Below are 26,688 nucleotides of genomic sequence, written 5' to 3' on the forward strand. Positions count from 1 at the left end.
ATGCCGAGACGGGAACGCCCTCTCGACGAGGGCGAGAGTGGTCTCCTGCGGTTCGCGGCGGATCTGCGCCGGCTGCGGGAGCGTGCGGGCAGCCCCACCTACCGGGAACTGAGCCGGCGGGCGCACTACTCGGCGGCGGCGCTGTCGGAGGCGGCCGGTGGGCGCAAGCTGCCGAGCCTCGCGGTGACCATGGCGTACGCCAAGGCCTGCGACGCCGATCCGGAGGAGTGGGCGCGGCGGTGGCGCGCGGTCGTCGAGTCCGAACCCCGCGGGGGGAACGACAGTCCGTACGTGGGGCTCGCGATGTTCCAGCCCGACGACGCGCCGAAGTTCTTCGGGCGCGAGCGGCTGACGGCCGAACTGCTCACCACCCGGAACCGTTTCACCGGCGTCTTCGGACCGTCCGGTGTGGGCAAGTCCTCGTTGCTGCGGGCCGGTCTCATCGCCCGCACCCGCGAGCCGGTGCTGCTGTTCACGCCCGGCGCGAACCCCGTGGAGGAGTGCGCGATCGCGCTCGCCCGGCTCACCGGCGGGGAGGCGGCCACGCTCTCCGGCGAACTGGGGGACCCCGGCGCGCTTAGCCGCAGGCACCCGCACCTCGTGGTCGTCGACCAGTTCGAGGAGCTGTTCACGTTGTGCCGCAACGAAGAGCTTCGCCGGTGGTTGATCGAGGCACTCGTCGGCTGCCCGAAGGTCGTCATCGGCGTGCGCGCCGACTACTACGGCCACTGCGCGCAGTACCCCGATCTGGTCGACGCCCTCGAAGGCACGCAACTCCTCCTCGGCCCCATGACGCCCGACGAGCTTCGCCTCGCCATCACCGAACCCGCCGCGGTCGCAGGGGCCAAGGTCGAGACCGCGCTGCTGGCCAGGCTGATGGCCGACGCGGTGGGGCAGGCGGCCGTGCTGCCGTTGCTGTCGCACGCGCTCGCGGAGACCTGGCAGCACCGGCGCGGCATGACGCTGACCCTCGCCGGTTACGAGGAGGTCGGCGGCCTCGAACACGCCGTCGCCCGCACCGCGCAGGAGGTGTTCGACGGCCTGTCCCCGGCCGGGCAGGAACAGGCGAGGCAGATCCTGCTGCGGCTCGTCACCGCCGACGACACCAAACGCCGCGCGCACCAGGCCGAACTCGAAGCCGACGACGAGGTGTTGTTCGCGCTGGCCGCGGCGAGGCTCGTCGTGATCGACCGCGACGGCGTCGAACTGGCCCACGAGGCGTTGATCCGCAGCTGGCCCACGTTCCGGCGCTGGGTCGAGGAGGATCGCGAGAACATCAAGGCGCAGCGCGAACTCACGCACGCCACGCAGACCTGGGAGTCGCTCGACCGCGACCCCGGCGTGCTGTGGCGGGGACGCCGCCTGATGAACGTCCCGGCAGGACTTTCCCTGAACGCCAAGGAACGCGCCTTCCTCGCCGCGAGCCTGGCCGCGGAAGAGGAGGTCTCGGCGAGCGCCCGAAGACGCACCCGCCGTCAACGCCAGCTGCTCGCCGCACTCGCGGCACTCGTGGTCGTCGCCGCCAGCTCGACCGTTTTCGCCCTGCGGGCGGGCATCGCCGCCGACGAGCAGCGCGCCAACGCGGCCGTGCTGAGAGCAGTGGGGGAGGCCACTGCCCTGCGTTCCACGAACCCCGCCCTGGCGCAGCAGGTCGCGCTCGCCGCCTACCAGCTCGTGCCGTTGCCCCAGGCACGCAACGGGCTGAGGCAGGAGGACGTGCCGTCCCAGGTGCTGCGGGAAGCCCAGTCCGAGGTCACGGCCTTGGTGGTCGGCCCGACCCAGCAGCAGGTCGCGACCGGGCACCGTGACGGCACGGTCGTGCTGACGACGCTGGACGACCTGCCGTCCCCACGCACCTCCCACGACGCCACCAGGCACTCCGGCGCCGTCACCGCGCTCGCGATGGACTCGACCGGTGGCCTGATCGCGTCCGCGGCGGACGACGGCACCGTGCACCTCGTCGACGTCTCCCTCGGCAAACCGCGCGAACTGGCCGCGCTTCCCGTGCGTGCCACCGCGATCGCCTGGCAGGGCAGCACCCTCGTCACCACCGGCACGGACGGCGCCCTGAGCTTCTGGACGGACCTGCGCCGCGAACGCCCGAGGCTCCTCACCACCGCCCAGCCCGGCCTGGGACCGCTGGCGGGCATGTCGTTCCGCCCGGACGGCCAGGTCCTCGCCGCCGTCACCACCGGCCACGCCGTGCACCTGGTCGACGTCAGCGACCCGCGTGACGTCAAGCTCCTGTCGCTGACCAGGGAGTTCGCCCGCAGTGCCCAGTTCGCCGGCGCGGACCGCCTGATGACCACCGCGGGCACGGCCGTCCACCTCTGGGACACCACCGACCCGCGTGACCCGGTCCTGCGCGCCGTGATCCGGTCCGGCGGCGGCGAGGTCACGTCGGCCTGGCTCGCCGCCGGCCGGGTCGCGGTCGCCACCGACGACGGCCTGGTGCGGCTCTGGCAGCTCGGGGACGGCGAACCGGTCGAGCAGGCCCTGCTGCGCGGGCACACCGGGCCGGTCACCGCGGTAGGCCTGACGCCCAGGGGTGACGAGGTCGTGACGGGTGGCGCGGACCGGGCGGTGCGGCTGTGGAACGCCGACCCGCGCGACCCGGCGGTCAGGATCTGCGAGCAGGCCTTTCCGCGGATGAGCCGCGAGCAGTGGGGGCAGTACTTCGGCGATCTCGACTTCACCCCGCCGTGCCAAGACTGAAAGCCCAGGACCTGACCGGTGGAACGATCACGAAGCGCACGTCCGGATGGTGAGTGATTAGCGGGCCGTTAGACGGAGGGCGAACCTCTGGTGGACAATCCGGCCAGGAGGCGGCATGCCAAGAGGGGAACGTCCGCTGGGCCCGGAGGACACCGCGTTGCTGCGGTTCGCCGGTGACCTGCGCAGACTGCGTGACCAGGCAGGCAAACCGAGCTATCGCGAACTGGCCCGGCGCGCGAACTACTCGCCGACCGCGTTGTCCGACGCGGCCGGCGGACGCAAGCTGCCCTCACTCGCGCTGACGCTCGCGTTCGTGCGGGCCTGCGAGGCCGATCCCGCCTCGTGGACCAGGCGATGGCGTGAACTCGCCGCCGAGCACACCCAGCCGTTGCACCCGAACACGCCATACCCCGGCGGTGCGCCCTTCACCGAGACCGACGCGAAGCGGTTCTTCGGCCGTGAGTGCCTCGTCGAGCAGGTCGTCGAGTCGGTCAGGGCCAAGACCGTCACCGTTGTCTTCGGCGCCTCCGGATCGGGCCGGACGTCGCTGCTGCGCGCCGGTCTGCTGCCCGCCCTGGACGACGCCGTGGTGGTCACGCCGGGGCAGGACCCGGTCCGGGACCTCGCCGCGGCCCTCGCCGAGATCTTCGAGAACACCACCGCGAGCCGGTTGGCGCAGGAGTTCCGGGAGGACCCCGACCACCTCAGGCTGCGGATCCGCCAGCACCGCCCCGGCCTGGTGCTCCTCGTCGACGACTTCGAGAGGGCGCTGGACGCGGACGACTTCGTCGCCGCCGTGACCCGCTGCCCCCACGTCGTGCTTTCCGTGCGTGCCGACGAGCGGCGGCGCTGGCACGACAAGGGCGTCGACGCCGCCGAGATCACCATCGAGCCGATGAGCGCGGACCAGGTGCGCCGCGCGATCACCGAACCCGCTGCGAAGATCGGTGCCACCGTCGAGACCGCGGTGATCGCGCGCCTGGTCGCCGACGCCGCGAACCAGCACGCGCTGTCACTGGTGCAGCAGGCGCTGGTCGAGACGTGGCGGCGCAAGCGCGGCATGACGCTGTCACTCGCCGGTTTCGAGGAGTCCGGCGGCATCGAACACGTCGTCGCGCAGTCCGCGGAGACCTTCTTCGCGGGCCTCGGCGAGGCCGACCAGCGCGTGGCCAGGCAGCTGTTCCTGAGGCTCGTCTCGGTGCCGCGCAACGGGATCGTGCAACGCCGCAACCGCCTGCTGGACGTCGACGCCCGCCTGCTCGGCCTCCTCGTGAAGGCGAGGCTGGTGACGCTCACCGAGGACGGCGTCGAACTGACCCACGACGCCCTGCTGCGCTGGCCGCGGCTCGCCGGGTGGATCGACGAGGAACGCGAGAACCTCAGGACGCACCAGCAACTCGTCACCGCGATCGAGCTGTGGGAGGCGAGCGACCGCGACCCGCTGGCGCTCTACCGGGGCGTCCGGCTGCGCAAGGCCAAGGAGCTCGGCGAGTTCCTGACGGTCCAGGAGCGCCGGTTCGTCGACATCAGCACCAGACGCGAGACGCGCCGCTCGACGGCATTGATCGCGGTCGTGGCGGTGCTTCTGGCGCTGGTACCCGGCGGGGTCGTCTACGCGCTCGCGAACGAACGCAAGCTCACCGAGATGAGCGACAGGGCGCTGGGCGGCAAGGCGCTGTCGCAGTCCGAGGCGCTGCTGGAGCAACGCCGGCCGTACGCGGACAAGTACGCGCTGGTCGGCTACGCGGTCAGCCCGTCGGCCGAGGCCGAGAAGGTGCTGCGGCTCGCGAACGCGGTGGCGAGCGGCATCCTGTTCACCGGCACGCCGAAGGACGACGCGGACGTGGTGGTCTCCCCGCGCGGGGAGATGGCGGCGGTGACCGACCAGGACGGCACCGACCGGATGTGGGGCATCGACGACGGCAAGGCGTGGCCCGGCAAGAAGTTCGCCGACCGCCATCGGGTCGTGAAACTTGCCGAACGCCGTGCCATCACGAGGGATTTCAACGGCCAGGAACATCTGTGGGCCGTCGGCGACGCGAACGACGTCACCTACCTGACGGCGTTGCCCGGCCGGTTCCGCACGCTCGACCTCAGCCCGGACGGCTCCCGGCTCGCCGGCAAGGTCGGCGCCTCGGTCGAGGTCGGGCTCCCGACGCCGGACGAGTCCGAGTACGCGGAGCTCTACGACCTGAGCGACCCGCGCCATCCCCGCAAGCTCCCGATGCCGGTGAGCAACCCCGGGACCGTCGCGCTGAGCCAGGACGGCCGCGAGCTCGCGACCGGTGTCTGGAACTCGGCCACCGGCACCACGACGATCGAGTTCTGGAGCATCGGCGGCACCGTCGAGTCCGCGGGCCCGGCGATGTCCCAGCACGCCTACGTCCGCGGCATCACCTACAGCGGTGACGGGCGCTGGCTGGCCGTCGAGCACTCCTCGCCGGAGTCGGTCGTCGAGGTGTGGCAGCGCGTGCCGAGCGGCACGCCCGTGCTGCGCGCACGCCTTGACACGGCGTTGCGGGCCGGTGCCCGAGTCACGTTCTCCGACGACGGCCGCGTGGCCGTGGTCCGCGACAACGTCTTCGAGGTCCACCAGCTCCACGCGAGCGACCGTCCGGCGGACCGGCTCGTGTACGTCGTCGGGCACGGCAACTCCACGCGTGCGGTGTTCCGGCCGCAGAACCGCGACTTCCTGGTGCGCAGCGGGGGCCAGGATCCGGAGCTGCTGCCGTACGACCTCGACACCGACAGCATCATCAAGAGGATGTGTGAAAAAGACGGCGCGAGGCTCACTGACTCCGAATGGGTGAAGAGCTTCGGCGAAGTGCCGCGCGTGAACGTCTGCTGAATCCCGCGATGTGCGGGAAACAACCCGGAGTTGAGTGCGCACGCATTGTGAACTGGAGATCCACTCTCTAGGGTGACCGAGTGCGTGCGTTCACAAGGGGACTCATCGGCATCGCCGGGTTCCTCGCGCTCTGGGAGCTCTTAGGACGCTCTCCCCTTCTACCCGCGGATGCGCTGCCACCACCGTCCCTCGTGTTCGGTGAGCTGGTCGTGCAGCTGACATCCCCCGAGTTCATCAGTCATGTCGTGGCAACGGTTCTGGCTGTGCTGATCGCCATCGCGATCGCCATCGCCATCGCGGTGCCGAGTGGACTCGTCCTCGGCAGCGTCCCGGCCGTGCGCCACGCGACCAGGGCGGTCATCGAGTTCCTCCGTCCGATCCCTTCTGTTGCACTGATTCCGCTCGCGCTCGTGGTGCTGGGCTTCGGCCCGGAAACGAAGATCACGCTCGCGGTCTACGCGGCACTGTGGCCGATCCTGTTCAACACCATCTATGCGCTGGACGAACTGGACCCGTTGCTCGTTGAGACGTCACGGGTTTTCGGCACCGGACGTGTCGGCGTGCTGTTCCGGGTGGCGTTGCCGAGCGCCTTGCCGTTCGTCCTCACCGGAATCAGGCTCGCGGCGACGACGGCGCTGATCGTGATGGTGAGCGTGGAGCTCATGGCGGGCAGCCAGATCGGTCTCGGCTTCTTCATCATGGAGGCCCGCAGCGGGCCGGGCCGGATGGACCAGGTACTGGTCGGCACCGTGGTCGCGGGCGCGATCGGCGTCCTGCTGAACAGCGGTCTCGAGCGCGTCCGCAAGCGTTGGGTGGCCTGGTGAACAAGTTCCTTCAACGGTGGACCGTGTTCGCCGGTCTCATAGTCTTCTGGCAGTTGGCCGGCATGGCGGCCGACGACCCGTTCTTCCCACCACCGTCCGACATCGTGACGGCGGCCTGGGAGTGGTGGGTCCTGGAGCCGCAGAACGTCACCGAGCACATCCTGCCGTCGATCGGCCGGCTGCTGTCGGGCTGGGCGATCGCCTCGGTCATCGGCGTGGCGCTGGGCGTGCTGCTCGGCCGCTCCGACCGGGCGATGGACTACGCGGGACCGCTGCTGGTGTTCCTGCGCTCGATCCCGCCGCCCGCGCTGGTGCCGGTGTTCCTGCTGCTGTTCAGGGGCGGCACGTCGATGCAGCTCGCGACGATCATCTTCGGCGTGATCTGGCCGGTGCTGCTCAACAGCGTGGACGGCGCCCGTTCCGTCGACGTGACCAAAGTGGACACTTCCGCGGTCTTCCGGATCCCTCGCCACCAGTGGGTTCTGGGCGTGGTGCTGCCCGCGGCCTCACCGAAGATCTTCGCCGGGCTGCGGGTGTCGCTGTCGCTCTCCCTGGTGCTGATGGTCATCTCCGAGCTCGTGGGCACGGACAACGGCATCGGTTCTCAACTCATGCAGGCACAGCGCGAGTTCGACTACACGCGCATGTGGGCCGGCATCGTCCTGCTGGGCGTGCTGGGTTACGGACTGAACACCGTGCTTCTGGCGGTGGAACGCAGAGCTTTGGCTTGGCAACCGAGGAGCAGGGATGAGCAACATGCTTGAGGTGGCCGACCTAGGCCACAGCTACGGCGACTACGAGGCCATCGGTGGCCTCACGTTCACCGTGCGCGCCGGCGAGCTGGTGTGCGTGGTCGGACCCTCCGGATGCGGCAAGTCCACACTGCTGCGCACGATCTCGGGACTCATCGCGCCCTCCCGCGGTGACGTGACCCTCAACGGTTCCCACCTCGCGGTGGTGTTCCAGGACTACCAGCGTTCGCTGTTCCCGTGGCTCACGGTGCAGGGCAACGTGGAGTTCCCGCTGCGCTCCCTGCCGCGCGCCGAACGCCGCTCCCGCGCCGCCGAGGCCCTGGCCTGGGTGGGTCTATCGGCGGCCGCCAAGAAGCGGCCGTGGCAGCTTTCCGGTGGCATGCAACAACGTGTGGCGATCGCGCGCGCTCTGGCGTACCGGCCGGCGTTGTTGCTGATGGACGAGCCCTTCGCCTCGGTGGACGCGCAGACCCGGTTCGAGCTGGAGGACCTGTTGCTGCGCGTGCGCCGTGAGCACGACACGACCGTTCTCGTGGTCACCCACGACATCGACGAGTCGGTGTACCTGGGCGACCGCATCCTGGTGCTCTCCGGCTCGCCCGCGAAGCTGGTGGCGGACCTGGAGGTGCCGTTGCCCGCCGAGCGCGACCAGGTGACGACGCGGACGGACGAGGCCTTCGTGGCGCTGCGGTCCAAGGTGGCCCGGCTGCTGAACGTCGGCGGCAAGCCCACCCTCGACGTCGACAAGTGGGCTGCGGCGGAACGGGAATCGCTCAGCGAGACCGTCTCGTCCTGACAGTCGCTTGAGACAGGTGAGCCCCGGACCGCCGCGGTCCGGGGCTCACCTGTGTTCACAGTGCACCAGACACAGCTCAGAGGTGGAGGTCGATGCCGTTGCCGTTGCCGATGCCACCGTCGAGGATGTCGATGTCACCGATCTTGACGTCCCCGACGACCTGGCCGAGGTCGTTGTGCACGTCGCCGACCTGCACGACGTTGTGCACCACGTTGTCGGTCACGTCCACGACGTCCTTCACGTCGAGGTCGACCGAGCCGGCGACGTCCTTGACCAGCACGTCGGAGTCCAGGACGTCCTTGACGAGCACGTCGGTGTCGAGGTCCTTGACGACCACGTCGGTGACGTTGTCGACGTCGACGACGTCGGTCACCTTGGAGACGACGGCGTTGTCGTGGGCCACGCCGGAGACGTTCGAGACGACGTCGCCGGCCGTCAGCACGGTGGAGTCGAGGGTGCCGGACACATCGCCCAGGCCGGAGAAGTCGCCGGTCAGTGCGGTGATGGCGGAAGGAGCGGAGACGCCGGTGGTGCCGGTGATGCCCTCGACGTTGCTCGCGATCAGCGTCAGCTGGTCGACGGCGGGCAGTTCGCCGCAGCCGGAGAGGACCTCGTCGATCGCGCCGGTGTTCGGGACGGACGCGGCGTCGAGCACCAGCGGCAGGATGTCCTGGACGTCGCCGGGGGTGAGGTCGCCCAGACCGGCTGCCTCCAGGGCGGCCAGCGGGTCCTGCTGAAACGCCTCGCGGGCGTCGAGGTCGGTCAGGAGGCCGAGAGTGAAGTCGTGCAGGGTGGTCTGCTCGGTCTGCGCCTCGGTGCCACCGGTCTGCACGCTGGTGTCACCGGTCTGGGCCGTGGTCGGGCCGGTCTGCACCGTGGTGGTCTCGGTCTGCTGCATGGGACTCAGGCTCCTGTAGGTGGATCGGGGGATGTCGTGTTGAACCGTATGGATGAACGACATCCCCCGGCATCGGGAGTTGGCCCCAGATCGTGACGTAGTGAGGTCCTTAGGGGATCAGCTTCACCCGTTAGGGGAGCGGGGATTTCACCCTGTAGGGCTGATTTTTACCCATCAGGGTCCGACGTAGTTCTCCGCGAAGGTGGCGCGGTAGGCGGGAGACTCCGCCAGGTGCTCCAGCCTCGCCTGGGCCAACCGTCCGAAGAACGGCGAGCTCACGTCGGTGTGGATCATGTTCACCATCCACTGGGAAAATTCCTGTGCCCGCCAGACGCGGCGCAGGCAGTCCTCCGAGTAGGTCTTGAGACCGGTCTCGGATCCGCTGGCGTAGAAGTCGATAAGCGCACGTCCGAAGGTTGCGGCGTCGTTCATGGCGAGGTTCATGCCCTTGGCGCCGACCGGGGTGATGATGTGGGCTGCGTCACCCAGCAGATAGAGCCTGCCGTACGACATCGGCTCGACCACATGGCTGCGCATGTCGAGAACACGCTTCTCGATGATCTTTCCCTCGGTCAGCGCCCACGATGAGTCGTGCAGTGTGAAACGTTTGTGCAACGCTTCCCAGACTTGTTCGTCGGACCAATCCGAAGCTTTGGTTCCGACCGGTACCTGAAGATAGAAGCGGGATATCGAGGGCGACCGCAACATATGGCCGGCAAATCCGTCTTCGTGCAGTGCGTAAATGATGGCTTTAGTCGACGGAGGGGCTTCCGCGAGAATGGCAAGCCACTCGATCCCGTGCTGGTGGGAGAATTCTGAGAGCGCTCCCACAGGAATGGACGGACGGCTTACGCCGTGGAACCCGTCGCACCCGGCGACGAAGTCGCTCGTGATGGTCTCCCGGACCCCGTCTGCGCTGGTGAAGGCCACCGACGGACGAGAGGACGTCAGCTCCCGCAACTCCACGTCGCTGACCGAGAACCGGATGTCACCCCCTCTGTCCAGAAATCCCCCGATGAGGTCCTTGACGACTTCCTGCTGGGGGTACACGTAGTGTTCGCGGCCGCCATAGAGGTCGCTGTACGACACCTGGAACGCCTGGCCGCTCACGCGGAATTCACACGTTCCGTGACGGTCTGCTTCCATCAGCAAACGATCCGCCAGACCGAGCGACTCCAACATGGTCACGGAGCGGTGCTCCAGGACTCCTGCCCGTGCTCGTGTTTCCACTTGAGCTCGACTGGCCTTTTCGAGCACAACGCAGTCGATACCTGACTGCTGGATCAAGTTTGCCAAGGTCAGACCGGCCGGCCCTGCGCCGACAACGGTCACGGAGCGCTTCAACTGGGGTTCTCCTAGCCCTAGACCTGCTGTGCTTAGATGCTCACCGCAGGTAGTTGACTGGAACCTGCTCGTGTCGGTCAACTGGGGTCTTTTGGAGCAGCGCCATTACTCTGAGTGGTTGACCGTCGCGATCCCTCCCCGCAACGACGACACCGCTCCGACAGGAGAGTGCTCCCGATGACTCGAAGAGTCCGCCGTATGGCCATCCGTGGCATCGCCCTTGCCACGCTGCTCGCCACCGTGGCGAGCTGTGGTGCGCTCGGCGGCAAAGAGCAAGCACCGGCTGATGCGAACAGCAGCGGTCCGGTCGAGAAGGCCAAGATCAGCCTGGGGGTCCTGCCGATCCTCGACGTGGCCTCCGTCCACGTGGCGATCAAGAAGGGGTACTTCAAGGCCGAAGGCCTCGAGGTCGACCTCAAGATCATCCAGGGTGGGGCCGCCGCGATCCCCGGCCTGGTCAGCAAGGAGCTGGACTTCACGTTCGGTAACTGGGTCTCGTTCTTCGCCGCCCAATCGAAGGACGCCGCGAAGGCGGTCGACGGAATCAAGCTCATCTCCGACGGCTACCAGGCGAAACCCGACATGTTCCTGATCCTGGCGGGCGGTGACTCGGCCATCAAGAGTCCTGCCGACCTCGCCGGCAAGACCATCGCGATCAACACGTTCAAGAACATCGCGGAGCTCACCGCGAAGGCCACGCTCGAGGCCGCGAACGTGGACGTGAGCTCGGTCAAGTTCAAGGAGATGCCGTTCCCGGACATGCAGGCGGCGGTCCAGAACAAGACCGTTGACGCGGCCTTCATGGTCGAGCCGTTCATCACCCGCGCGCAGCGCGCCGCCGGTCAGATCAAGGTGCTGGACGCCGCGTCCGGCCCGACCGACAACATCCCGATCGCGGGCTACGCGACCACCGGCGCCTTCGCCAAGGAGAACCCCAAGACCGTCGCCGCCTTCCAGCGCGCGATGGCCAAGGGCCAGGCCGACGCCACCGACCGTCCCACGGTCGAGCCGCTGCTCGTCGAGTACGCCAAGGTCGACAAGGAAACCGCAGGTCTTGTCCACTTCGGCGCCTTCCCGACGACGCTCGACGCGACGCGTCTGCAGCGCGTCGTCCAGCTGATGCAGCGGTACCAGATGCTGGACAAGGAGCTCGACGTCAAGCCGATGCTCATCCAGCCCTCCGGTAGTTGACGAACAGCGCGGGTGACTGTGATCAGGCTGTGATCACGGCCACCCGCGCGACCGTTTCCTCCAGATGAATTATCGTGCGACGGCCGTTTAGCCGCGCAGCTCAAAGTTGTTGATTCTCGAACCACTGTTTTGTCGTCCGAACGGCGGTATGAGAACAGCGCGTTTTACTCCAAGATCCACCAGGTTTGCAGCTATTAAACGGGGCGGGGAGTGTTGACGGTGCGCGGTCGTGAGGACCAGCGAGGCATCGACCGGTTCCGCCTACGCAACTGGCGGTTGCGGAGCAAGCTCGCAGTGGTGTTGCTAGTTCCGGCTCTGAGCACCGCGACGCTCGCGGGCCTGCGGCTGAACACCCAGCTCGACGACGTCGAACTCTTCGGCAACGTCCAGCGCGAGCTCGCCGTGAGCCACCAGGCCGCGAGGGTGGAGAACGCTCTACAGGTCGAACGTGACTGGGCGGTGCAGTGTGTGGCCGCCGGCAGGCAGAACGCGTGCCCCGAGCACGCCGCCAGAACGGGTCTCACCGACACGGAACTGGGCAAGTACCGGGATTCGGGCGCGACGGCCACGGCCTTGAGCGCGTCCCTGCGGGAGACGTTCACCAAGTCGTTGCAGTCGCTCGACGGACTGGCGAGCTTGCGCGTGACGTTGCTGACCACCAAGTACCCGGACGTCGCGGTGATCAGTGCGTACAACCAGATCATCGCCTCGCTCAGCACGGTGCACCGCGCCGCGATCTCCAGCCTGAGCGAGCCGGAGATCGTTCCGCTGGTGGCCGCCGCGCAGGCGCTCTACACCGCGCAGGAGCAGCTCGGCCAGCAGAACTCGCTCCTGACGTCCACCGCGCTGCGCAGGGGCTTCGCGCCCGGCGCCGCGGACGAGCTGCGTGCCGCGCAGTCGCGTCTGGACGCGGCGTTCAACGAGTTCAACGACGTGGCGTCGCCGGCGAACAGGCAGAAGTTCCAGGACGTCGTGTCCGGTTCGTCCGTGGACGGTCGCAACCGGCTCGTGCGACTCGCGCTCGCGCAGGACTTCGAGCGCAAGCCGGTGTCCATCACGGACGCCGAGGTCCTCCAGATCGGCCAGGACACCGCGAACCTGGTTCGCGAGGTCGCGACCCACGTGGAGGCTCAGGCCGACGCGACGACCACGCGCCTTGCCGACACGGCTCGTTCGGACGCCTGGCGTGACGCGGCACTGGTCGCCGTCTCGCTGCTGATCGCGTTCGGCCTGATGGCGATGGTCGCGCAGTCGATGCTGCGGCCGCTGCGCGTGCTGCGCCGCAGCGCGCTCGACGTGGCCCGCAACCAGCTGCCCGAGGCGATCAAGCGAATCCGTTCGCACCGCGACCCGGAACGCGCCGCGGAGGAAGCGATCGTCCCGGTGCCGCTCAACACGACCGAAGAGGTCGGCCAGGTGGCACGGGCGTTCGACCTCGTGCAGCGCGAAGCCGTCCGCCTCGCCGTCGAACAGGTGGCACTGCGCGCGAACGTCAACGACATGTTCATCAACCTGTCGCGGCGTTCGCAGGCGTTGGTGGAGCGGCAGATCAACGTGATCGACCGGCTCGAGCAGGACGAGCAGGACCCGGACCATCTGGCGTCGCTGTTCGAGCTCGACCACCTCGCCACGCAGATGCGCCGCAACAGCGAGAACCTGCTGGTGCTCTCCGGCACGACGGTCAACCGCCGCGTCACCCGCCCGGTCGCGATCGCCGAGGTGCTCGGCGCCGCGGTGTCCGAGGTGGAGAAGTACGCGCGCGTCCAGATCGCGCCGACGCCGGAGCTCATGGTGCAGGGCCGCGTGGTCAACGACCTCGCGCACCTCGTCGCCGAACTGCTCGACAACGCGACGGCGTTCTCCAAGCCCACCACCAAGGTGACGGTGCGGACGATAGAGACCCGCAAGGGCGAGGTCGCGATCCGCATCCACGACCGCGGCGTCGGCATGCAGGAGAACGACGTCGTCGAGTTCAACGCGAAGCTCGCCGAGCCGCCGGAGGTCGACGTCTCGGTGGCCCGCGAGATGGGCCTGTACGTGGTCGGCCAGCTCGCGAAGCGCCACGAGATCCGCGTGACGCTGGCGAACAACGACGACATAGAGGGTGGCGTCACCGCCCAGGTGATCCTGCCGCTTTCCTTGCTGCACAAGGGATCGGTGCCCGCGCTGCCGTTGCCGGCCGCGCCGCTGCCCTCCGCGTCCGAGTCCACCGGCACCGGTGAGGCGCTGTCCGGTGTGCCGAAGTGGACGCCGGAACACCCGGTCGTCATGCCGTCGCCCGCCACCGAGGACGAGAACTCCGGCCGGCACCGCATCGAGCAGACCTCGACGGACGGCCTGTTCACCGCGCGGATCGAGGCTTCGGAAGACGTCGCCGAGGACGGGTACTCCTACGAGCCGCCGGTCGAACGCCCGACCGACCCCGCCACGGAGATCTTCCCCGCGATCGTCGACGAGCCGCTGATCTCGCACGACGACCTGTCGAGGTGGTTCAAGACCCCCTCGGCCCCCGAACCCTCCCCCAAGGACGTTCCGGCAGCGGAGCCGGAACGCGCCGAGCACCACGAGGAGGAGGACGCGGAGCCCGCCACCGTGAACGGCCTGCCCAAGCGGCACCGTTCGGCGGAGACCGTCAAGATCGAGGCGCCGACGGCGGTGCCGCGCGCGGTCGCCGACTACGCCGAGTCCGACTGGGGAGTGGCGGACGAAGGCTGGAAGGCCGCGGGCGCGCTGGACAAGGGCTCGGCCGCGCAGACGACGGAGAACGGTCTGCCCAAGCGCGTCCCGAAGGCGCGCCTGGTTCCCGGTTCGCTGCCGAAGCCGTCGTCGCCCGCACCCCAGTTGTCGACCGTCGGCATCCCCGGCCGGTCGGCCGACCGGCTGCGCCAGCGGTTCGCCACGTACCAGAAGGGTGTCCAGATGGGCCGTGAGTCGCTCTTCGACTCCGCCGTCGGAGGCATCCCCGTGATCGCAGAAAGGGAACGCCAGTGACCACCGCGACTGAGGAACTGGACAACTTCAGCTGGCTGGTCGAGGACTTCGTCAGCAGGGTGGCCGGTGTCGCGCACGCGATCGTGGTCTCCGCCGACGGCCTGTTGCTCGCATCGTCCGATCGGCTCCCGCACGACCGCGCGGAGCAGCTCGCCGCCGTCTCGTCCGGACTGGTCTCCCTGAACCTCGGCGCGGCGCGCTGTTTCGAGGCGGGTGAGGTCAAACAGACCGTCGTGGAGATGGAACGGGGCTATCTTTTCCTGATGTCCATCAGCGACGGGTCCTGCCTCGCCGTACTCGCCGCACCCAACTGCGACATCGGGCTCATCGGCTACGCGATGACCCGGCTGGTGGAGCGGGTCGGTCTTCAGCTGACGCCGGAGATCCGGGCCCAGCTGCACGTTTCCATGCGAGCCTGAGTAGAGAGAAGTTCCCATGAGCAACGGTGCTCCGGGTCGTCCGGGGTCACCTGGGGCCGGCCTGAGCGTGGTGTCGTCGAAGATCGTCGTCGCCGGTGGGTTCGGCGTCGGCAAGACGACGTTCGTCGGGTCGGTCTCCGAGATCACCCCGCTGACGACCGAGGCCGTGATGACCCAGGCATCGGTCGGAGTCGACGACCTGTCGGCGGTGCCGGACAAGGTGACCACCACGGTGGCCATGGACTTCGGCCGGGTGTCGCTGGACAAGGACCTGATCCTGTACCTGTTCGGCACGCCCGGTCAGCACCGGTTCTGGTTCATGTGGGACGACCTGGTCCGCGGCGCGATCGGTGCCGTCGTCATGGTCGACACCCGCAGGATCGACGAGGCGTTCGCGCCCATCGACTTCTTCGAGGACCGCGACCTGCCGTACGTGATCGCGGTGAACTGCTTCGACGGCCTGATGCACCACCGGGCGGAGGAGATCCGGGACGCGCTGACGATCTCGGCCTCGGTGCCGATAATTCCGTGCGACGCACGGAACCGGCAGTCGACGAAGCAGATCCTGATCGCACTGGTGGAGCACGCGCTGCGCCAGCCTTCGTTCGCCTAGTCATTCGCTTTCCGCGGAAACGGGGTCGGTGCCACGTGCACCGGTCCCGTTCGCGTTCGGCCTTCCGGTCCATAAGAACCAGCCGCGTGTGAACAGTTATACCTCCGTCCGGCGGCGGCCTGTTCGGCGCAGGAGAACGCGGGAAATCCGGTGGTAGGGCACGTTTCCGCTCGCCAGGCCGCACGTCGGGGCCGGTGGCGGGCTGATCACCTACGAAGTCTCTTGATCGTGGCAGCGCCGCTTCACACTTGACTCTTCTTGTGCGTCAACGGTGCGGCGATACAGTCGGGGTGCAATTACCCTGCATTGCGAGGAGATTCCTGTGTCCCTGCGCAAAACAATTGCTGTGGTCGCCAGTGCTGCCGCCCTCTCGGTCGGTCTCATCGGCACCGCGGAAGCCGCGCCCCGCATCGTCACCTACAACTCCAGCAACACCGGTGAGTTCCAGGCCGCGATCGACAAGGGCGCCCAGGTGTGGAACACCAGCGTCGCGAACGTCGTGCTGCGCAAGGTGACCGGCGCCGCGAACATCACCGTGCGCGTCGACAACCAGTGGCCCCGCGCCTACGTGACGAGCCTCGGCCGTGGCAGCTGGGTCATGGGCCGCCAAGCGGTCAACGAGGGCCACGACACCGTGCGCATCTCGTCGCACGAGTTCGGGCACCTGCTCGGCCTGCCCGACCGCCGGACGGGGCTGTGCACCGACCTGATGTCCGGTGCCAGCGCCGGCACGTCGTGCAAGAACCCCAACCCGAACACCAGGGAGAAGGCAGAGGTCGAGGCGAACTTCCGTTCGATGGTGACCGTCCAGCCGACTACCTTCGCGGACGCCGCCTAAGCGGCGGGTGGGTGGTTGTGGTCTCCCTGACGGCCACAACCACTCACGGCGAGACCACCAGGTCCACGCCCAGAGCCTGCAGCTCGTCCGGATCGCCCGGCCCGCCGATCACGTGCACGCCGGCCGACCGCAGCAGTGGCACCATCAGAGCAAGGCCCTGGCGCGCCAGGCGTTCCGACGGCGGCCGTGCCAGCCGGACACCCCACACCGGAGAGCGGTCCACAGTGGACAGCCCGGCGAACCCGCCGCCGAACTCGTGCAGCAGGACGTGCACGCCCATGTCGTGCAGCACTTCGAGGTTCTCCTCGCCGTCGGGCATCGACCTGACGTCCAGCGCCAGGAACAACGACGAGGCCGCGAACGAACTGGCCCGCAACGTCGACCGCACGTGTGCCGTGAGATCCGGATCCCGCGACTGGTCCCTGGACAACCGGATCAGCACCGGCTCGCCGCGCGAGCACGCGTCCCGCAGCACCAGCTGCCCGAGCCGGGACGCCAGTCCGAGGGCGTCGGCGTAGGCCACGACGTCGTCGTGCCGGGTGGCACCCCAGCGCACGGACGCCTCCACGAAGGCCGGCGGTCCCGAAACCCACGACACCGGCGCGTACTCCACGGAGATCTCGCCGTTCTCGAAGGCACCGGGCATCGCCGCGATGCGCGCGAATCTCGCCCGGTCGGCGGCGTCGGCCTCGTGGTCGTAGATGCCCCACTGCCGCTTGCCGCCGGTCTCGGCTCTGCGCAACGTCGAATGTGCGCGCCGCAGCACGGCCGTGGGATCGACGCCGGGGCCGGAGGTGTGCACGAAACCGATCGACGTCGACACCGCGACACCGGCGCCCTCCAGGTACACGGGCTCGGAGAGTTCCTCGTCGATCATCGTCGCCAGCGCCGCGACGTCGGGCGATCCATGGATCAGCACCACGAACTCGTCGCCACCGACCCGCGCCACCACCGCGTCCGGCAGCGCGACCCGCAACCGTCGCGCCACCTCGACCAGCACGGCGTCGCCCGCCGCGTAACCGAGGCCGTCGTTGACGATCGTCAGGCTGTCGACGTCCAGGTATCCCAGCGTGTACGGCTCGCCGGACGCCGTCGCGGACTCCAGCTTGTCGGTGAACGACGCCCGGTTCGGCAGCCCGGTCAGCAGGTCCGTCAGCGACTGGTGCCGCAGCCACTCCTGGAGCATGCGCTGCTCGGTGACGTCCTCGATCAGCGCGACGTGGAACTTCGGCAACCCGTCCGATCCGCGCAGCACGGACAGGACGACGTTCGCCCACACCGTGTCCCCGTTGCCCCGGGCCAGTTCCCACTCGCGCCGATCGGTGTCCACAGAGGACGCGAGCAGCCGGTGGCAGGCCGCGGCCAGCGCGGTCGCGTCCGGCTCGGCGAACAGTTCCTTGGGCATCTCCTCGTGGCCGAGGATGGTGGCCAGCGCCTCGTTCGCCTCCACGACCGCGCCCTGCAGGTCGAAGATCGCGATGCCCACCGCCGTCGTCGCGAAGACCTGGGCGAACCGGGCCTCGCTGTCGTGCAGGTCGCGCTGCGCGTCCTCGACGGCCTTCAGCAGCGAGTTCTTGACCTTCTCCTGCTCGGCGAACAACTGGTCGCGCGTCGCTCGCACGTAGCCCGACGCCAGCGCGCCGAGCACCTCGGGCGAGAACTCCTCGCCGAGCACCTCCAGCGTGCGGCGCAACGAGTCGGGTCCGGTGAAACTCTTGCGCACCAGCCATTCGCCGATGGCCACCGCCGCCTGCCCAGCACGCAGCCGGGCGGCGTGCTCGTCGAGGTGCTGCGTCAGCTTCCGCCGCGACATCGGCGAGTACGCGCTCTCGATCAGAACAGCCGCCCAGCGCTGTGCGAGGGGCGAGGCGGACATCAGGGCTTGCGACCCACCGCCGCGTAGATGTTCGCCTTCGACGGCTCGTCCCCGACGTCCTCGGGGGTCTCCGGCCGCCACTGCGGCGTGAACACGATGCCGGGCTCGACGATCTCCGTGCCCGCCAGCATGTCCGCGACCTGGGCCTTGGTGCGGGGCGTGATCGGCTCCGCGGTCTTCGCGAAGATCTCCTTACCCGCCGCCATGGCCGCCGGCATGCTGTCCGCGGTGAAGTGCGACAGCGCCAGGTACGACCCGGACGGGAGAGAATCCACGTAACGGGACAGCACGCCCCACGGGTCGTCCGAGTCGGGGATGAACTGCAGGACACCGACGACCAGAAGCCCGATCGGCTGGGAGAAGTCGAGGTGCTGCGCGGCCTGCGCCACGACCTTCTCCGGTTCGCGCAGATCCGCCAGCAGCGCCGTCACGTTCGGCTCGCCCGCCAGCATCAGCTCGGCGTGCGTGATCGCGACCGGCTCGAAGTCGACGTACACAACCTTGGACTCGGGCGAGACCTCGTGCGCCACCTCGTGGACGTTGCCGACGGTCGGGATGCCCGAACCGAGGTCGAGGAACTGCCGGATGCCGAGATCCGCCAGTTCCAGTACCGCGCGGCGCAGGTAGGCGCGGTTGAGCCGCGCCATGCCCCGTACCGGAAGGACCTTGATCAGGGCTTCCGCCGTCGCGCGGTCCGCCTCGAAGTTGTGCCCGCCGCCGAGCAGGTAGTCGTAGATCCGGGCGGAACTCGGGACGTCGACATTGACACCTTCCGGGACCCAGCTGACTCGATCGACCACAGCAGCACACCTCTCGCGATGCGAATTCTGAGCATCGACAACCCTACTGGCCGCAGATGTGGGCCGAACGAATGAATTACCCGTTCACACGAATGTGAGTCAGAGGATGAACCAATCGGTGCAACCACTTGCGAACCGGAACTTCACCGGTCCTCGTGGTGCGACCCCCATGACGAACATCCCCAGCTCGTCGACCGCCGCGGTCTCGTGGTCGCCGTTCGGCGTCACCAGCGTGACCGGTCCGGTCGCCGGCATCAGCTGACCGGTGACCCCCGCCGCGGACACCTCGACCTGCAGCATCACGCCGTCCGCGTCGAACACCAGCTGCCGCGCCGTGGCCGTCGACCGGGCACGGGCGAACAGCGTGTCGTCCAGCACCGAGTCGTACGACGTGATGAGCAGCAGCTCCTCGTCGATGTTCCGCCAGGTGAACGCGGCCTTCGCGGCCTCCACGAACTCCGGCGGGACGTCGTCCTGGGGTGTGCTCAACGCGTCACGCAAGGCATCGAGCAGTACTTCGTCACTGTCCCATTCGTGCCGCACCCAGCACACCTCCTCTCTTCGCCGGCGAGCCCAGGAAGGCCGAGATCGCAGGGGTCTTCCGCAACTTCTCCAGGCAACGTATCCGCGTCGGGCCGATGCTGCCGACCGGCATCGCGAGCTCTTCGCTCACGACCTGGTAGCTCGGCGGCGGGTCCGTCATCAGCTTCTGCAGCAACCGCTTGCACTGGTCCGTGAGCTCGGCGAACCCGTCGCGCAACGCCTGCCGCCGTTCCACCGCCAGCAGGTCCGCCTCCACGTCCGCGTCCGCCTGCTCCGCCTCCAGCGCGTCGGATTCGGACAACGGGTCGTAGAGGTGCGTCCGCTGCTGCACACGCAGCACGCGCAGGCATTCGTTGCGGGTGGTCGTCATGATCCAGCCCGGCAGTGCCTCCGGCTCGCGCAGTCGTCCGATCTGCTCCACGAGCCGAAGCCACAGCGTCTGGTTCACGTCGGCCGCATCCGAAGGGCGCAGCCGGTGCTTGTAGATCACCGACACCACCAGCGGCGTGTAACGGTCCACGATCTCGTTCCACGCCGACTGATCGCCCTCGGCCGCCGCGCTCACCAGCGCGGCGATCGGGGATGCAGAACTCACGTCGACTCCTTGCGGTCACAACTGGCGGAGGCCGAGGTTGCCTCCCAGATACAACTATTTGACGAAAACTCCGTAACCGGAGTGGAACTCCGGCCCGGTCAGCAGTTTGTCACGCGCCTGACGTGCGTCGATGCCGTCCGAGACCATGGTGGCGGCGATCCGGCCGGTGACCAGGGGAGCGGCGAACGACGTGCCGTACCAGTACGCCCACAGCGCGAACGGCGTAGCCGCGGCCTCGCCCGGCAGCTGCCACTCGCCCTTGAGGTAGGTCGAGGCCCGGTTGCCGATCGCGCACGCGTCGACCCAGTGGCCCCAGTTCGAGTAGAAGGCGGGACCGATCGAACCGTCCCGTTCCTGCTGGGCGGCGGCGACGGCGGTGACCCCGCACAGCGCGGCGGGCCAGCTCGGCCGCTGCGTGCCCTGGTTGCCGGCGGAGGCGACCACGACGATGTCGGCGGGCAGCGCCTCGATGGTGCGCCGCAACGGTTCGGAGGCCACGTCGTCCGCGGTGAAGCAGCCGAGCGACAGGTTCAGCAGGTTGATCTTGTGCTGGCCCAGCTCGGTGATCTTGCGGCAGATCCGTTCCTCGTCGCCGAAGCCGTTCGGGTCGAGGCCGATCTCCGGGTCGAAGGTGACGCCGGGCGCCGCGTTCTGGATGACGCCCGCGACGAACGTGCCGTGCCCGCCCTGCAGCGCGAAGTTGTCGCCGTTGCTGTAGGCGGCGTCGACGTCGTCGGCCTCCTTGGCGTAGCGGCCGTCGAACCACTCGGAGTGCTCGCTGTCGGCGCCGGAGGAGATACCGGTGTCGATGATGCCGACGCGGACGTCCTTGAGGCGCTCGTCGAACTTCGGCGCCGAGACCGGGTCGGCCGGGTAGGGCCGGTCGCCGGGGTTGCCCATGACGAGGCCGCCGTGACCGACGATCACATGGTGCGGCTGCACGAGCGGCACGCGCTCGTTCGGCCAGTTCCGCTGGTCGCGCAACAGGCGGACAATGCGCGGAATGTCCTCCGCGTTGTTCGGCAACGTCAATCGCGCCAAACCGGCGAATCCTTCGCCCGGCCGGGCGACGATGTTGTTTTCCCGGAGCTTTTCGACCACGCGTTGTTGGTCCTCGGCACCGACGAGCAACTGACCGGGCCGATAAAGGAATTCACGCCCGCGTTCGGCGTGGAAGCTGATGGTCTTGTCCTCGGCGATGAGCTGCAGGAAAGCTCTTTGGTAAAGCTCCGCGCTTTCTGGCGTTTTCGACACCACGGCCTCACTAAAGCAGCGTTGACGGGCACCCCGACCGAGCTTGATCAAGCTACCACAGCGGATAAAGTGTCGCCGTGACCGACTTTTGTGCGGAGGACGCGCTGGAGGCCAGGCAGCGCAACCCGCGCGCGGCCGTGGAGATGGCCCGCGCTGTCCTTCGCGCGACGGAAGATCGTTCGGAATGGTCGATCGCCGAGCGCGCGATCGGCCTCGCGTTGCGGGAGATGCACGACTTCCCCGGCGCGGCCCGGCACCTCCGCCGCTCGATCAGGATCGCCTCCGAGGCGTCGCTGCCCCGGTTGTCCGCACTGGCCCAGATGAGCCTGGCGTGGGTGCTCGCCTACACGGGCAGGCAGAAGGCCGCGCTGACGTTGCTGGACGACGCCATGCCGGAACTGACGGGCGCGGACTCGGTGGCCGCCCTGATGCAACGTGGCGTCGTCTTCCACTACCTGACGCGTTACGACGACGCGCAGCGCGACTACACGGCCGCCATCGCCGGTGCGCGACGAGTGGGGGACCAACTCGTCGAAGCGCGCGCTCTCAACAACCGCGGCCTCGTGCGCGCGTACGTGGGGAACATGCGTGAGGCGTCGGCCGACTTCTCGCTGGCGGCTTCGTTGCTGGGGGAGCTGGGCCAGGAACTCGGCGTCGCCGACGTGCACTGGAACGCCGGCATCATGGCGACGCGAGGCGGTGACGTACCCGCCGCGCTGACGCTGTTCGACAAGGCGGAGGAGGTCTACCGCCGTCTCGACGTGATGCGCCCGGTGCTGCTGGTCAACCGGTTGGAGCTGCTCGTCTCGGTGCCGCTGCTGGACGAGGCCCGCGCCGCGGCCGACCGCGCGATTCCCGAACTGAAGGCGCTGAAGAACCCGATGGGCGTCTCGGAGGCCCTGTACTTCCGCGCCCGCATCGCCCTGCTGGACGACGATCCTTCTGCGGCGCATTCGTTCGCCGCCGAGGCGCGTCGCCGGTTCCGCCGCGAGCAACGCCTGCTGTGGGCGGCCGGCGCGCGTTACCTGGAGCTGCACGCGGCCGTGCTGCGCGGCGACCGCTCGCGTCCGTTGCGCCTGGCGTTGTCGCGGGTCGCCTCCGAACTGGACGCGATGGACTGGCGGCTGCCCGCGCTGGAGGCCCGCATCGACGCGGGCCTGGTCGCCGCGGACCTGGGCCACCGCGCGCGTGCGGTCGCGGAGCTGTCGGTGGCGGCTGCCGCGCGGCTGCGTGGCCCGGCCGGTCTGCGCGTGCGCGGCTGGTACGCGGAAGCGTTGCGCCGCAAGCTTTCCGGCGACATCCGGGGGACTTCTTCGGCTCTCCGGCGGGGCATCGGGCTGCTGGACGAGTACCGGGTGTCCCTGGGTGCCGCCGAGCTGCGCGCGTCAGCCGGTGTGCAGGGCCAGGCTCTCGCGCTGGAGGGCCTGCGGCTGGCCGTCGCCTCCGGCAACGCCGCACGCGTGCTGTCGTGGACCGAGAGCTGGCGTGCCGGCGCGCTGCGGATGAAGTCCGTGTCGCCTCCCGACGACCCGCGCCTGGAAGACGCGCTGGCGTCGTTGCGCGCGGTGGCGGCCGACGTGGAATCCGCTGTGCTGGCCGGAAAACCCGCGGGCGCCCTGCGCGCCAAGCTGGTGCGCGCCGAGCAACGCGTCCGCGACCTGACCCGCCAGGTGTCGGGCGAGGTCTCCGTCTTCAAACCGCCGTCGGTCCCGTCGCTGGTCGCCGCCCTGGGTTCGGCGGCGCTGATCGAGTTCGTGGAGGACGACGGCACGCTGATGGCCGTCGTCCTGGCCGGCGGCCGCGCCTCCCTGCATTCGCTGGGTGCCGCGGAGGGCGTGGTCCGCGAGATCCGCCTGCTCCGCTTCGCCCTGCACCGCCTGGTCACCCTGCCGCCCAACCTGCCGAACCTGGCCGTGGCCCGCTCATCGGCATCCCACGCCGCCGCACTGCTCGCCCGCCGCCTGCTGGACCCGCTGGCCTCCCGCATCGACGGCCGCCCGTTGGTCGTCGTGCCCACCGGCGCGCTGAACGGCCTGCCGTGGGCCGTCCTGAACCGCCAGGTGGCGGTCGCGCCGTCCGCGTCCGTCTGGCTGCGCGCCACTTCCGTGCCGGACGCCTCGGGCGAATCCGTGCTGGCCGCCGGGCCGCGCATGGCCGCCGCCCCCGCCGAGATCAAGGCCATCAGCGCCCATGTGCCGGGCCGCGTCCTGGTGGGCGGCGAGGCGACCGTGAGCGCCGTGGCGTCCGCAATGGACGGTGCCGCGCTGGCCCACATCGCCGCCCACGGCTCGTTCCGCGTCGACAACCCGCTGTTCTCGGCCCTGGAACTGGCCGATGGGCCGTTGACCGTCTACGACATCGAACGCCTGCGTCAGCCGCCTACGCGGGTAGTGCTGTCGGCGTGCGACACGGGCCAGTCCGCCGTTCGTCCCGGCGACGAGTTGATGGGGTTCACGGCGGCGCTTCTCGGCCTGGGCACGCGGACGTTGATCGCGCCCGTCGTGCCGGTGCCGACCGACGGCACGGCGCCGGTCATGGTGGAACTGCACCAGAAGCTGGCCGCCGGGATGGCTTCGGCCGAGGCTTTGGCTGCGGTGCAACGCGCTGCGGTGGACGACGCCGCCTACGCCGCCGCCGTCGGCTTCGTGTGTTTCGGCGCGGGCTAGCGCCCTACTTGGGCGGCGGGGTGCTGTAGAGGACCAGTGCGCTCTGTCCGGAACAGCCGATCTCTCCCGGCTGGGTCTGCACGCGCGGCGGGTACCAGGCCTCGACCGTTCCGTTGGCGAGCCGCACCCCGTTGAGGCAGGAGCCACCACCACCGGCGACGATGCCGACGGCGCCGTCCTTGACGAAGGCGTCGAGCCGGGGCTCGGCCCAGGGCAGCTTGGTCTCCGGGTCGACCGGCACCGGAGGCAGGTTCGCGCGCAGTGCCGCGAGCACCTCGTCCGCCGTCGGGTTGGGCGGCAGTGCGGTGAGGATCGTCTTGAAGGCTTCGAGGTAGTCCTCCGGCACGCCGGTGAGCTGGGTGGGCGGCGGGACGACCGGCCGGGCGTCGGCCGGGCAGCGGACTCGGCCGGGGCCGCCTTCGGTGACGCCGTAGTGGTTGAAGTCGGCTCGGTAGCAGGCGGTCACCGGATCCTCGTCCCAGAGACGGAAGCTCGGCGGGGACTCGGAGGTGCCGGGGTGGTGGACGCGGAAGAGCAGGCTGGCGTGCACCTTCTCCGGGTCGGTGGTCGGGCTGTCGGTGATCTCCAGGACCGCGAAGTACTTCTGGTCGGTGTTGCCCCACAGCGCGGAACGGGCGTAGGCGTTGCCGTCGGTGCCGCGCGGGTAGCCGATGCGCTCGGCGACCTGCCTGGCTTTCTCGTCGGTGGCGCTGTTGCCGTCCGGCTGGCCGGCGACGTACGCGGTGACCGCGAGCGCCATCACCAGAAGTGCTACCCCCAGAACTTCATGGCGGTGACGCTAGCGGCACGACCATCGCGGCCGCGCGAGTAGTTGTACTCAGGTCATTCCAGAACGCTTGAGTTTCGCTTATGGTTGCTCGTCATGACAACGAGGTCGTGGTGGGGCTGGGGCAACGTCGAGGACGCCGTCACCCCGGAGGAACGCCGTGCGCTGGTCGAACGGGTCCGGGCGGTGCTGCCGGACGCGGACCTGACGTTCCACGAGCCGCCGGACCCCGCCACCCTCGACCTGCCCTCCTCACGGATCCAGCCGAGCGAGATCTACTCGACGGATCCGGTCGACCGTCTCGCGCACGCCCGCGGCCAGGCCTATCGCGACGTCACCCGCAACCTCGCCGGTGACATCGGGCCGCTGCCGGACGCCGTCGCCCGTCCGCGCACCGAGCAGGACGTCGTCGACGTGCTGGACTGGTGCGGGTCGAACGACGTCGCGGTGATTCCCTTCGGCGGCGGCACTTCCGTGGTCGGCGGCGTCGAGCCGCGCGACCTGGATCGCGTCGTGACGATGGACCTCCAGCACCTGGACCAGGTGCTGGAGGTCGACCCGGCCAGCCGCGCCGCCCGCATCCAGGCGGGGGTGCTGGGGCCGTCGCTGGAGGCACAGCTCAAGCCGCACGGCCTGACGTTGCGGCACTTCCCGCAGTCGTTCGAGTTCTCGACGCTCGGCGGCTGGCTCGCCACCCGCGCGGGCGGCCACTACGCCACGCTCTACACGCACGTCGACGACCTGACCGAGTCGCTCAGGGTCGTGACGCCCCAAGGGATCAGCGAGTCGCGCCGGTTGCCGGGGTCGGGCGCGGGGCCGTCGCCGGACCGGCTCTTCCTGGGCTCCGAAGGCACCCTGGGCGTGATCACCGAGGCGTGGATGCGACTGCAGGAGCCGCCGGTCCACCGGGCGGGGGCCTCGGTGCGGTTCGCGTCGTGGGAACGGGCCGTGGAGGCGACTCGGCTGATCGCGCAGTCCGGCCTCCACCCGGCGAACTGCCGCCTGCTGGACCCGGCGGAGGCGTTCCTCAACGCCGGGTCGCCGTCCTCCGTGCTGGTGCTGGCGTTCGAGTCCGCGGACCACCCGGTCGACGCGAAACTCGCGCGAGCGCTGGAGCTCTGCGGCGATGGCGAGGTCGTCGAGGGCGCGGCGCAGCAGTGGCGGAAGTCGTTCCTGCGCATGCCGTATCAGCGGGACGCGATGGCTCAGCACGCGATGATCACCGAGACGTTCGAGACGGCCTGCACCTGGGACCGTTTCGCCGAACTGCACGCGGCGGTCACGGAGGCGGCGACCAAAGCGCTGCGCGAGGTGTGCGGCATCGGCATCGTCACGTGCCGCTTCACCCACGTCTACCCGGACGGCCCCGCGCCCTACTACGGCATCTACGCGCCGGGCCGCTGGGGCAGCCTCACCGCACAGTGGGACGAGATCAAGGCCGCGGTCTCCGAGGCGCTCATCGCGTCAGGCGGCACGATCACGCACCACCACGCCGTCGGCCGCGACCACATGCCCTGGTACACGCGGCAACGGCCGGACGTCTTCGGCGCGGCCCTGTCCGGTGCCAAGGCCGCGCTGGATCCTCAGGGCCTGCTCAACCCCGGCGTCCTCACGACACGACCGACCTGAGGATCAGCGCCGCGATGAACACCAGCGTGAACGCCAGGTCGAGCCCGAACCCGCCGAACCGCACCGGCGGCAACACCTTGCGCACCGGCGCGAGCACCGGCTCGGTGACGCCGTGGGTCACCCGGCGCACCTTCCACACCCAGTCACCGCGCGCCTGGAAGGTGACCGCCCAGTCCACGATCATCCGGCCGATCATCACGAGGATGAACAGCGTCAAGAGCCAATAGAGCAGCCAGCCGACCAAGCCGAACAAGATGGCCTCCTTACGTCCTGTACGTCCATGAAGCCACACGAAACTGAGAGGCGCCT

General features: G+C 69.1%; 22 protein-coding genes. 13 read left to right on the forward strand and 9 right to left on the reverse strand.

The features are described from left to right. The 5 genes from IG04_RS0109660 (at position 1) to IG04_RS0109680 (ending at position 7,935) form a co-directional block, all read left to right on the forward strand. Positions 1-2,715: an nSTAND1 domain-containing NTPase gene (locus IG04_RS0109660; protein ID WP_051769412.1), complete on the forward strand. Its 2,715-nt coding sequence runs from the start codon at positions 1-3 to the stop codon at positions 2,713-2,715. Positions 2,716-2,830: 115 nt separating this feature from the next. Continuing rightward, the gene (locus IG04_RS43845; RefSeq protein ID WP_051769414.1) at positions 2,831-5,563 is read left to right on the forward strand and encodes an nSTAND1 domain-containing NTPase; all 2,733 of its coding nucleotides are present in this window, start codon (positions 2,831-2,833) and stop codon (positions 5,561-5,563) included. A gap of 80 nt (positions 5,564-5,643) precedes the next feature. After that, positions 5,644-6,387 carry an ABC transporter permease gene (locus tag IG04_RS0109670; RefSeq protein ID WP_030476227.1) on the forward strand — a complete coding sequence of 248 codons (744 nt, stop codon included), beginning with the start codon at positions 5,644-5,646 and terminating at the stop codon, positions 6,385-6,387. Then, positions 6,384-7,151 carry an ABC transporter permease gene (locus tag IG04_RS0109675; RefSeq protein ID WP_245816429.1) on the forward strand — a complete coding sequence of 256 codons (768 nt, stop codon included), beginning with the start codon at positions 6,384-6,386 and terminating at the stop codon, positions 7,149-7,151. Before IG04_RS0109670 ends, IG04_RS0109675 begins: the two co-directional genes overlap by 4 nt. Continuing rightward, complete coding sequence (locus IG04_RS0109680) at positions 7,135-7,935, forward strand: ABC transporter ATP-binding protein (RefSeq protein ID WP_051769417.1); 801 nt, start codon at positions 7,135-7,137, stop codon at positions 7,933-7,935. The genes IG04_RS0109675 and IG04_RS0109680 overlap by 17 nt, the downstream gene beginning before the upstream one ends. Positions 7,936-8,011: 76 nt before the next feature. Here the strand turns inward: IG04_RS0109680 and IG04_RS0109685 are convergent, their stop codons facing one another. Both IG04_RS0109685 and IG04_RS0109690 read right to left on the reverse strand, forming a co-directional pair. Further along, positions 8,012-8,833 carry an IniB N-terminal domain-containing protein gene (locus IG04_RS0109685; protein WP_030476230.1) on the reverse strand — a complete coding sequence of 274 codons (822 nt, stop codon included), beginning with the start codon at positions 8,831-8,833 and terminating at the stop codon, positions 8,012-8,014. A 174-nt stretch (positions 8,834-9,007) separates the two neighbouring features. Then, positions 9,008-10,177 (reverse strand): 4-hydroxybenzoate 3-monooxygenase, encoded by a 1,170-nt coding sequence (locus tag IG04_RS0109690; RefSeq protein ID WP_030476231.1) that lies wholly within the window; start codon positions 10,175-10,177, stop codon positions 9,008-9,010. A 177-nt stretch (positions 10,178-10,354) separates the two neighbouring features. On the opposite strand from IG04_RS0109690, the gene IG04_RS0109695 reads away from it, so the two are divergent. The 5 genes from IG04_RS0109695 (at position 10,355) to IG04_RS0109715 (ending at position 16,229) form a co-directional block, all read left to right on the forward strand. Continuing rightward, positions 10,355-11,368, forward strand: a complete 1,014-nt coding sequence (locus IG04_RS0109695) for an ABC transporter substrate-binding protein (RefSeq protein ID WP_030476232.1) — start codon at positions 10,355-10,357, stop codon at positions 11,366-11,368. 219 nt (positions 11,369-11,587) lie between these two features. Beyond that, positions 11,588-14,359 (forward strand): sensor histidine kinase, encoded by a 2,772-nt coding sequence (locus tag IG04_RS0109700; RefSeq protein ID WP_245816430.1) that lies wholly within the window; start codon positions 11,588-11,590, stop codon positions 14,357-14,359. Beyond that, complete coding sequence (locus IG04_RS0109705) at positions 14,356-14,778, forward strand: roadblock/LC7 domain-containing protein (protein WP_030468876.1); 423 nt, start codon at positions 14,356-14,358, stop codon at positions 14,776-14,778. The genes IG04_RS0109700 and IG04_RS0109705 overlap by 4 nt, the downstream gene beginning before the upstream one ends. Positions 14,779-14,794: 16 nt before the next feature. Further along, positions 14,795-15,391: a GTP-binding protein gene (locus tag IG04_RS0109710; RefSeq protein ID WP_030476234.1), complete on the forward strand. Its 597-nt coding sequence runs from the start codon at positions 14,795-14,797 to the stop codon at positions 15,389-15,391. 322 nt (positions 15,392-15,713) lie between these two features. Further along, positions 15,714-16,229: a snapalysin family zinc-dependent metalloprotease gene (locus IG04_RS0109715; RefSeq protein ID WP_144065510.1), complete on the forward strand. Its 516-nt coding sequence runs from the start codon at positions 15,714-15,716 to the stop codon at positions 16,227-16,229. Between the two features lie 43 nt (positions 16,230-16,272). On the opposite strand, the gene IG04_RS0109720 is transcribed toward IG04_RS0109715, so the two are convergent. The 5 genes from IG04_RS0109720 to IG04_RS0109740 all read right to left on the reverse strand — a co-directional run bounded on the left by IG04_RS0109720 (position 16,273) and on the right by IG04_RS0109740 (position 20,970). Next, positions 16,273-18,105 carry a diguanylate cyclase domain-containing protein gene (locus tag IG04_RS0109720; RefSeq protein WP_051769423.1) on the reverse strand — a complete coding sequence of 611 codons (1,833 nt, stop codon included), beginning with the start codon at positions 18,103-18,105 and terminating at the stop codon, positions 16,273-16,275. Continuing rightward, complete coding sequence (locus tag IG04_RS0109725; protein ID WP_030476237.1) at positions 18,105-18,905, reverse strand: SAM-dependent methyltransferase; 801 nt, start codon at positions 18,903-18,905, stop codon at positions 18,105-18,107. Before IG04_RS0109725 ends, IG04_RS0109720 begins: the two co-directional genes overlap by 1 nt. A gap of 99 nt (positions 18,906-19,004) precedes the next feature. Continuing rightward, positions 19,005-19,448, reverse strand: a complete 444-nt coding sequence (locus IG04_RS0109730; RefSeq protein ID WP_030476238.1) for a hypothetical protein — start codon at positions 19,446-19,448, stop codon at positions 19,005-19,007. After that, entirely contained in the window at positions 19,426-20,043 is a 618-nt protein-coding gene (locus IG04_RS0109735; RefSeq protein WP_030476239.1) for an RNA polymerase sigma factor, read from the reverse strand. Before IG04_RS0109735 ends, IG04_RS0109730 begins: the two co-directional genes overlap by 23 nt. A 54-nt stretch (positions 20,044-20,097) precedes the next feature. Continuing rightward, positions 20,098-20,970: a S8 family peptidase gene (locus IG04_RS0109740; RefSeq protein WP_245816431.1), complete on the reverse strand. Its 873-nt coding sequence runs from the start codon at positions 20,968-20,970 to the stop codon at positions 20,098-20,100. Here IG04_RS0109740 and IG04_RS48045 point away from each other — a divergent pair. Beyond that, positions 20,956-21,378, forward strand: coding sequence for a hypothetical protein (locus tag IG04_RS48045; RefSeq protein WP_245816432.1), 423 nt, complete (start codon positions 20,956-20,958; stop codon positions 21,376-21,378). The genes IG04_RS0109740 and IG04_RS48045 overlap by 15 nt on opposite strands. Next, positions 21,375-23,963, forward strand: coding sequence for a CHAT domain-containing protein (locus IG04_RS0109745; protein WP_051769426.1), 2,589 nt, complete (start codon positions 21,375-21,377; stop codon positions 23,961-23,963). Before IG04_RS48045 ends, IG04_RS0109745 begins: the two co-directional genes overlap by 4 nt. 4 nt (positions 23,964-23,967) lie before the next feature. Here the strand turns inward: IG04_RS0109745 and IG04_RS0109750 are convergent, their stop codons facing one another. After that, the gene (locus IG04_RS0109750; protein WP_030476242.1) at positions 23,968-24,723 is read right to left on the reverse strand and encodes a hypothetical protein; all 756 of its coding nucleotides are present in this window, start codon (positions 24,721-24,723) and stop codon (positions 23,968-23,970) included. A 123-nt stretch (positions 24,724-24,846) separates the two neighbouring features. Here IG04_RS0109750 and IG04_RS0109755 point away from each other — a divergent pair, with 123 nt between their 5' ends. Continuing rightward, entirely contained in the window at positions 24,847-26,379 is a 1,533-nt protein-coding gene (locus tag IG04_RS0109755; protein WP_030476243.1) for an FAD-binding oxidoreductase, read from the forward strand. Here the strand turns inward: IG04_RS0109755 and IG04_RS0109760 are convergent. Further along, on the reverse strand, positions 26,360-26,632 hold the full coding sequence (locus IG04_RS0109760; protein WP_030476244.1) for a YggT family protein: 273 nt from the start codon (positions 26,630-26,632) through the stop codon (positions 26,360-26,362). The two genes, IG04_RS0109755 and IG04_RS0109760, sit on opposite strands and share 20 nt — an antisense overlap. Positions 26,633-26,688 lie beyond the last annotated feature (56 nt).

It is taken from the genome of Lentzea albidocapillata (assembly GCF_000719115.1).
GTDB lineage: Bacteria > Actinomycetota > Actinomycetes > Mycobacteriales > Pseudonocardiaceae > Lentzea > Lentzea albidocapillata.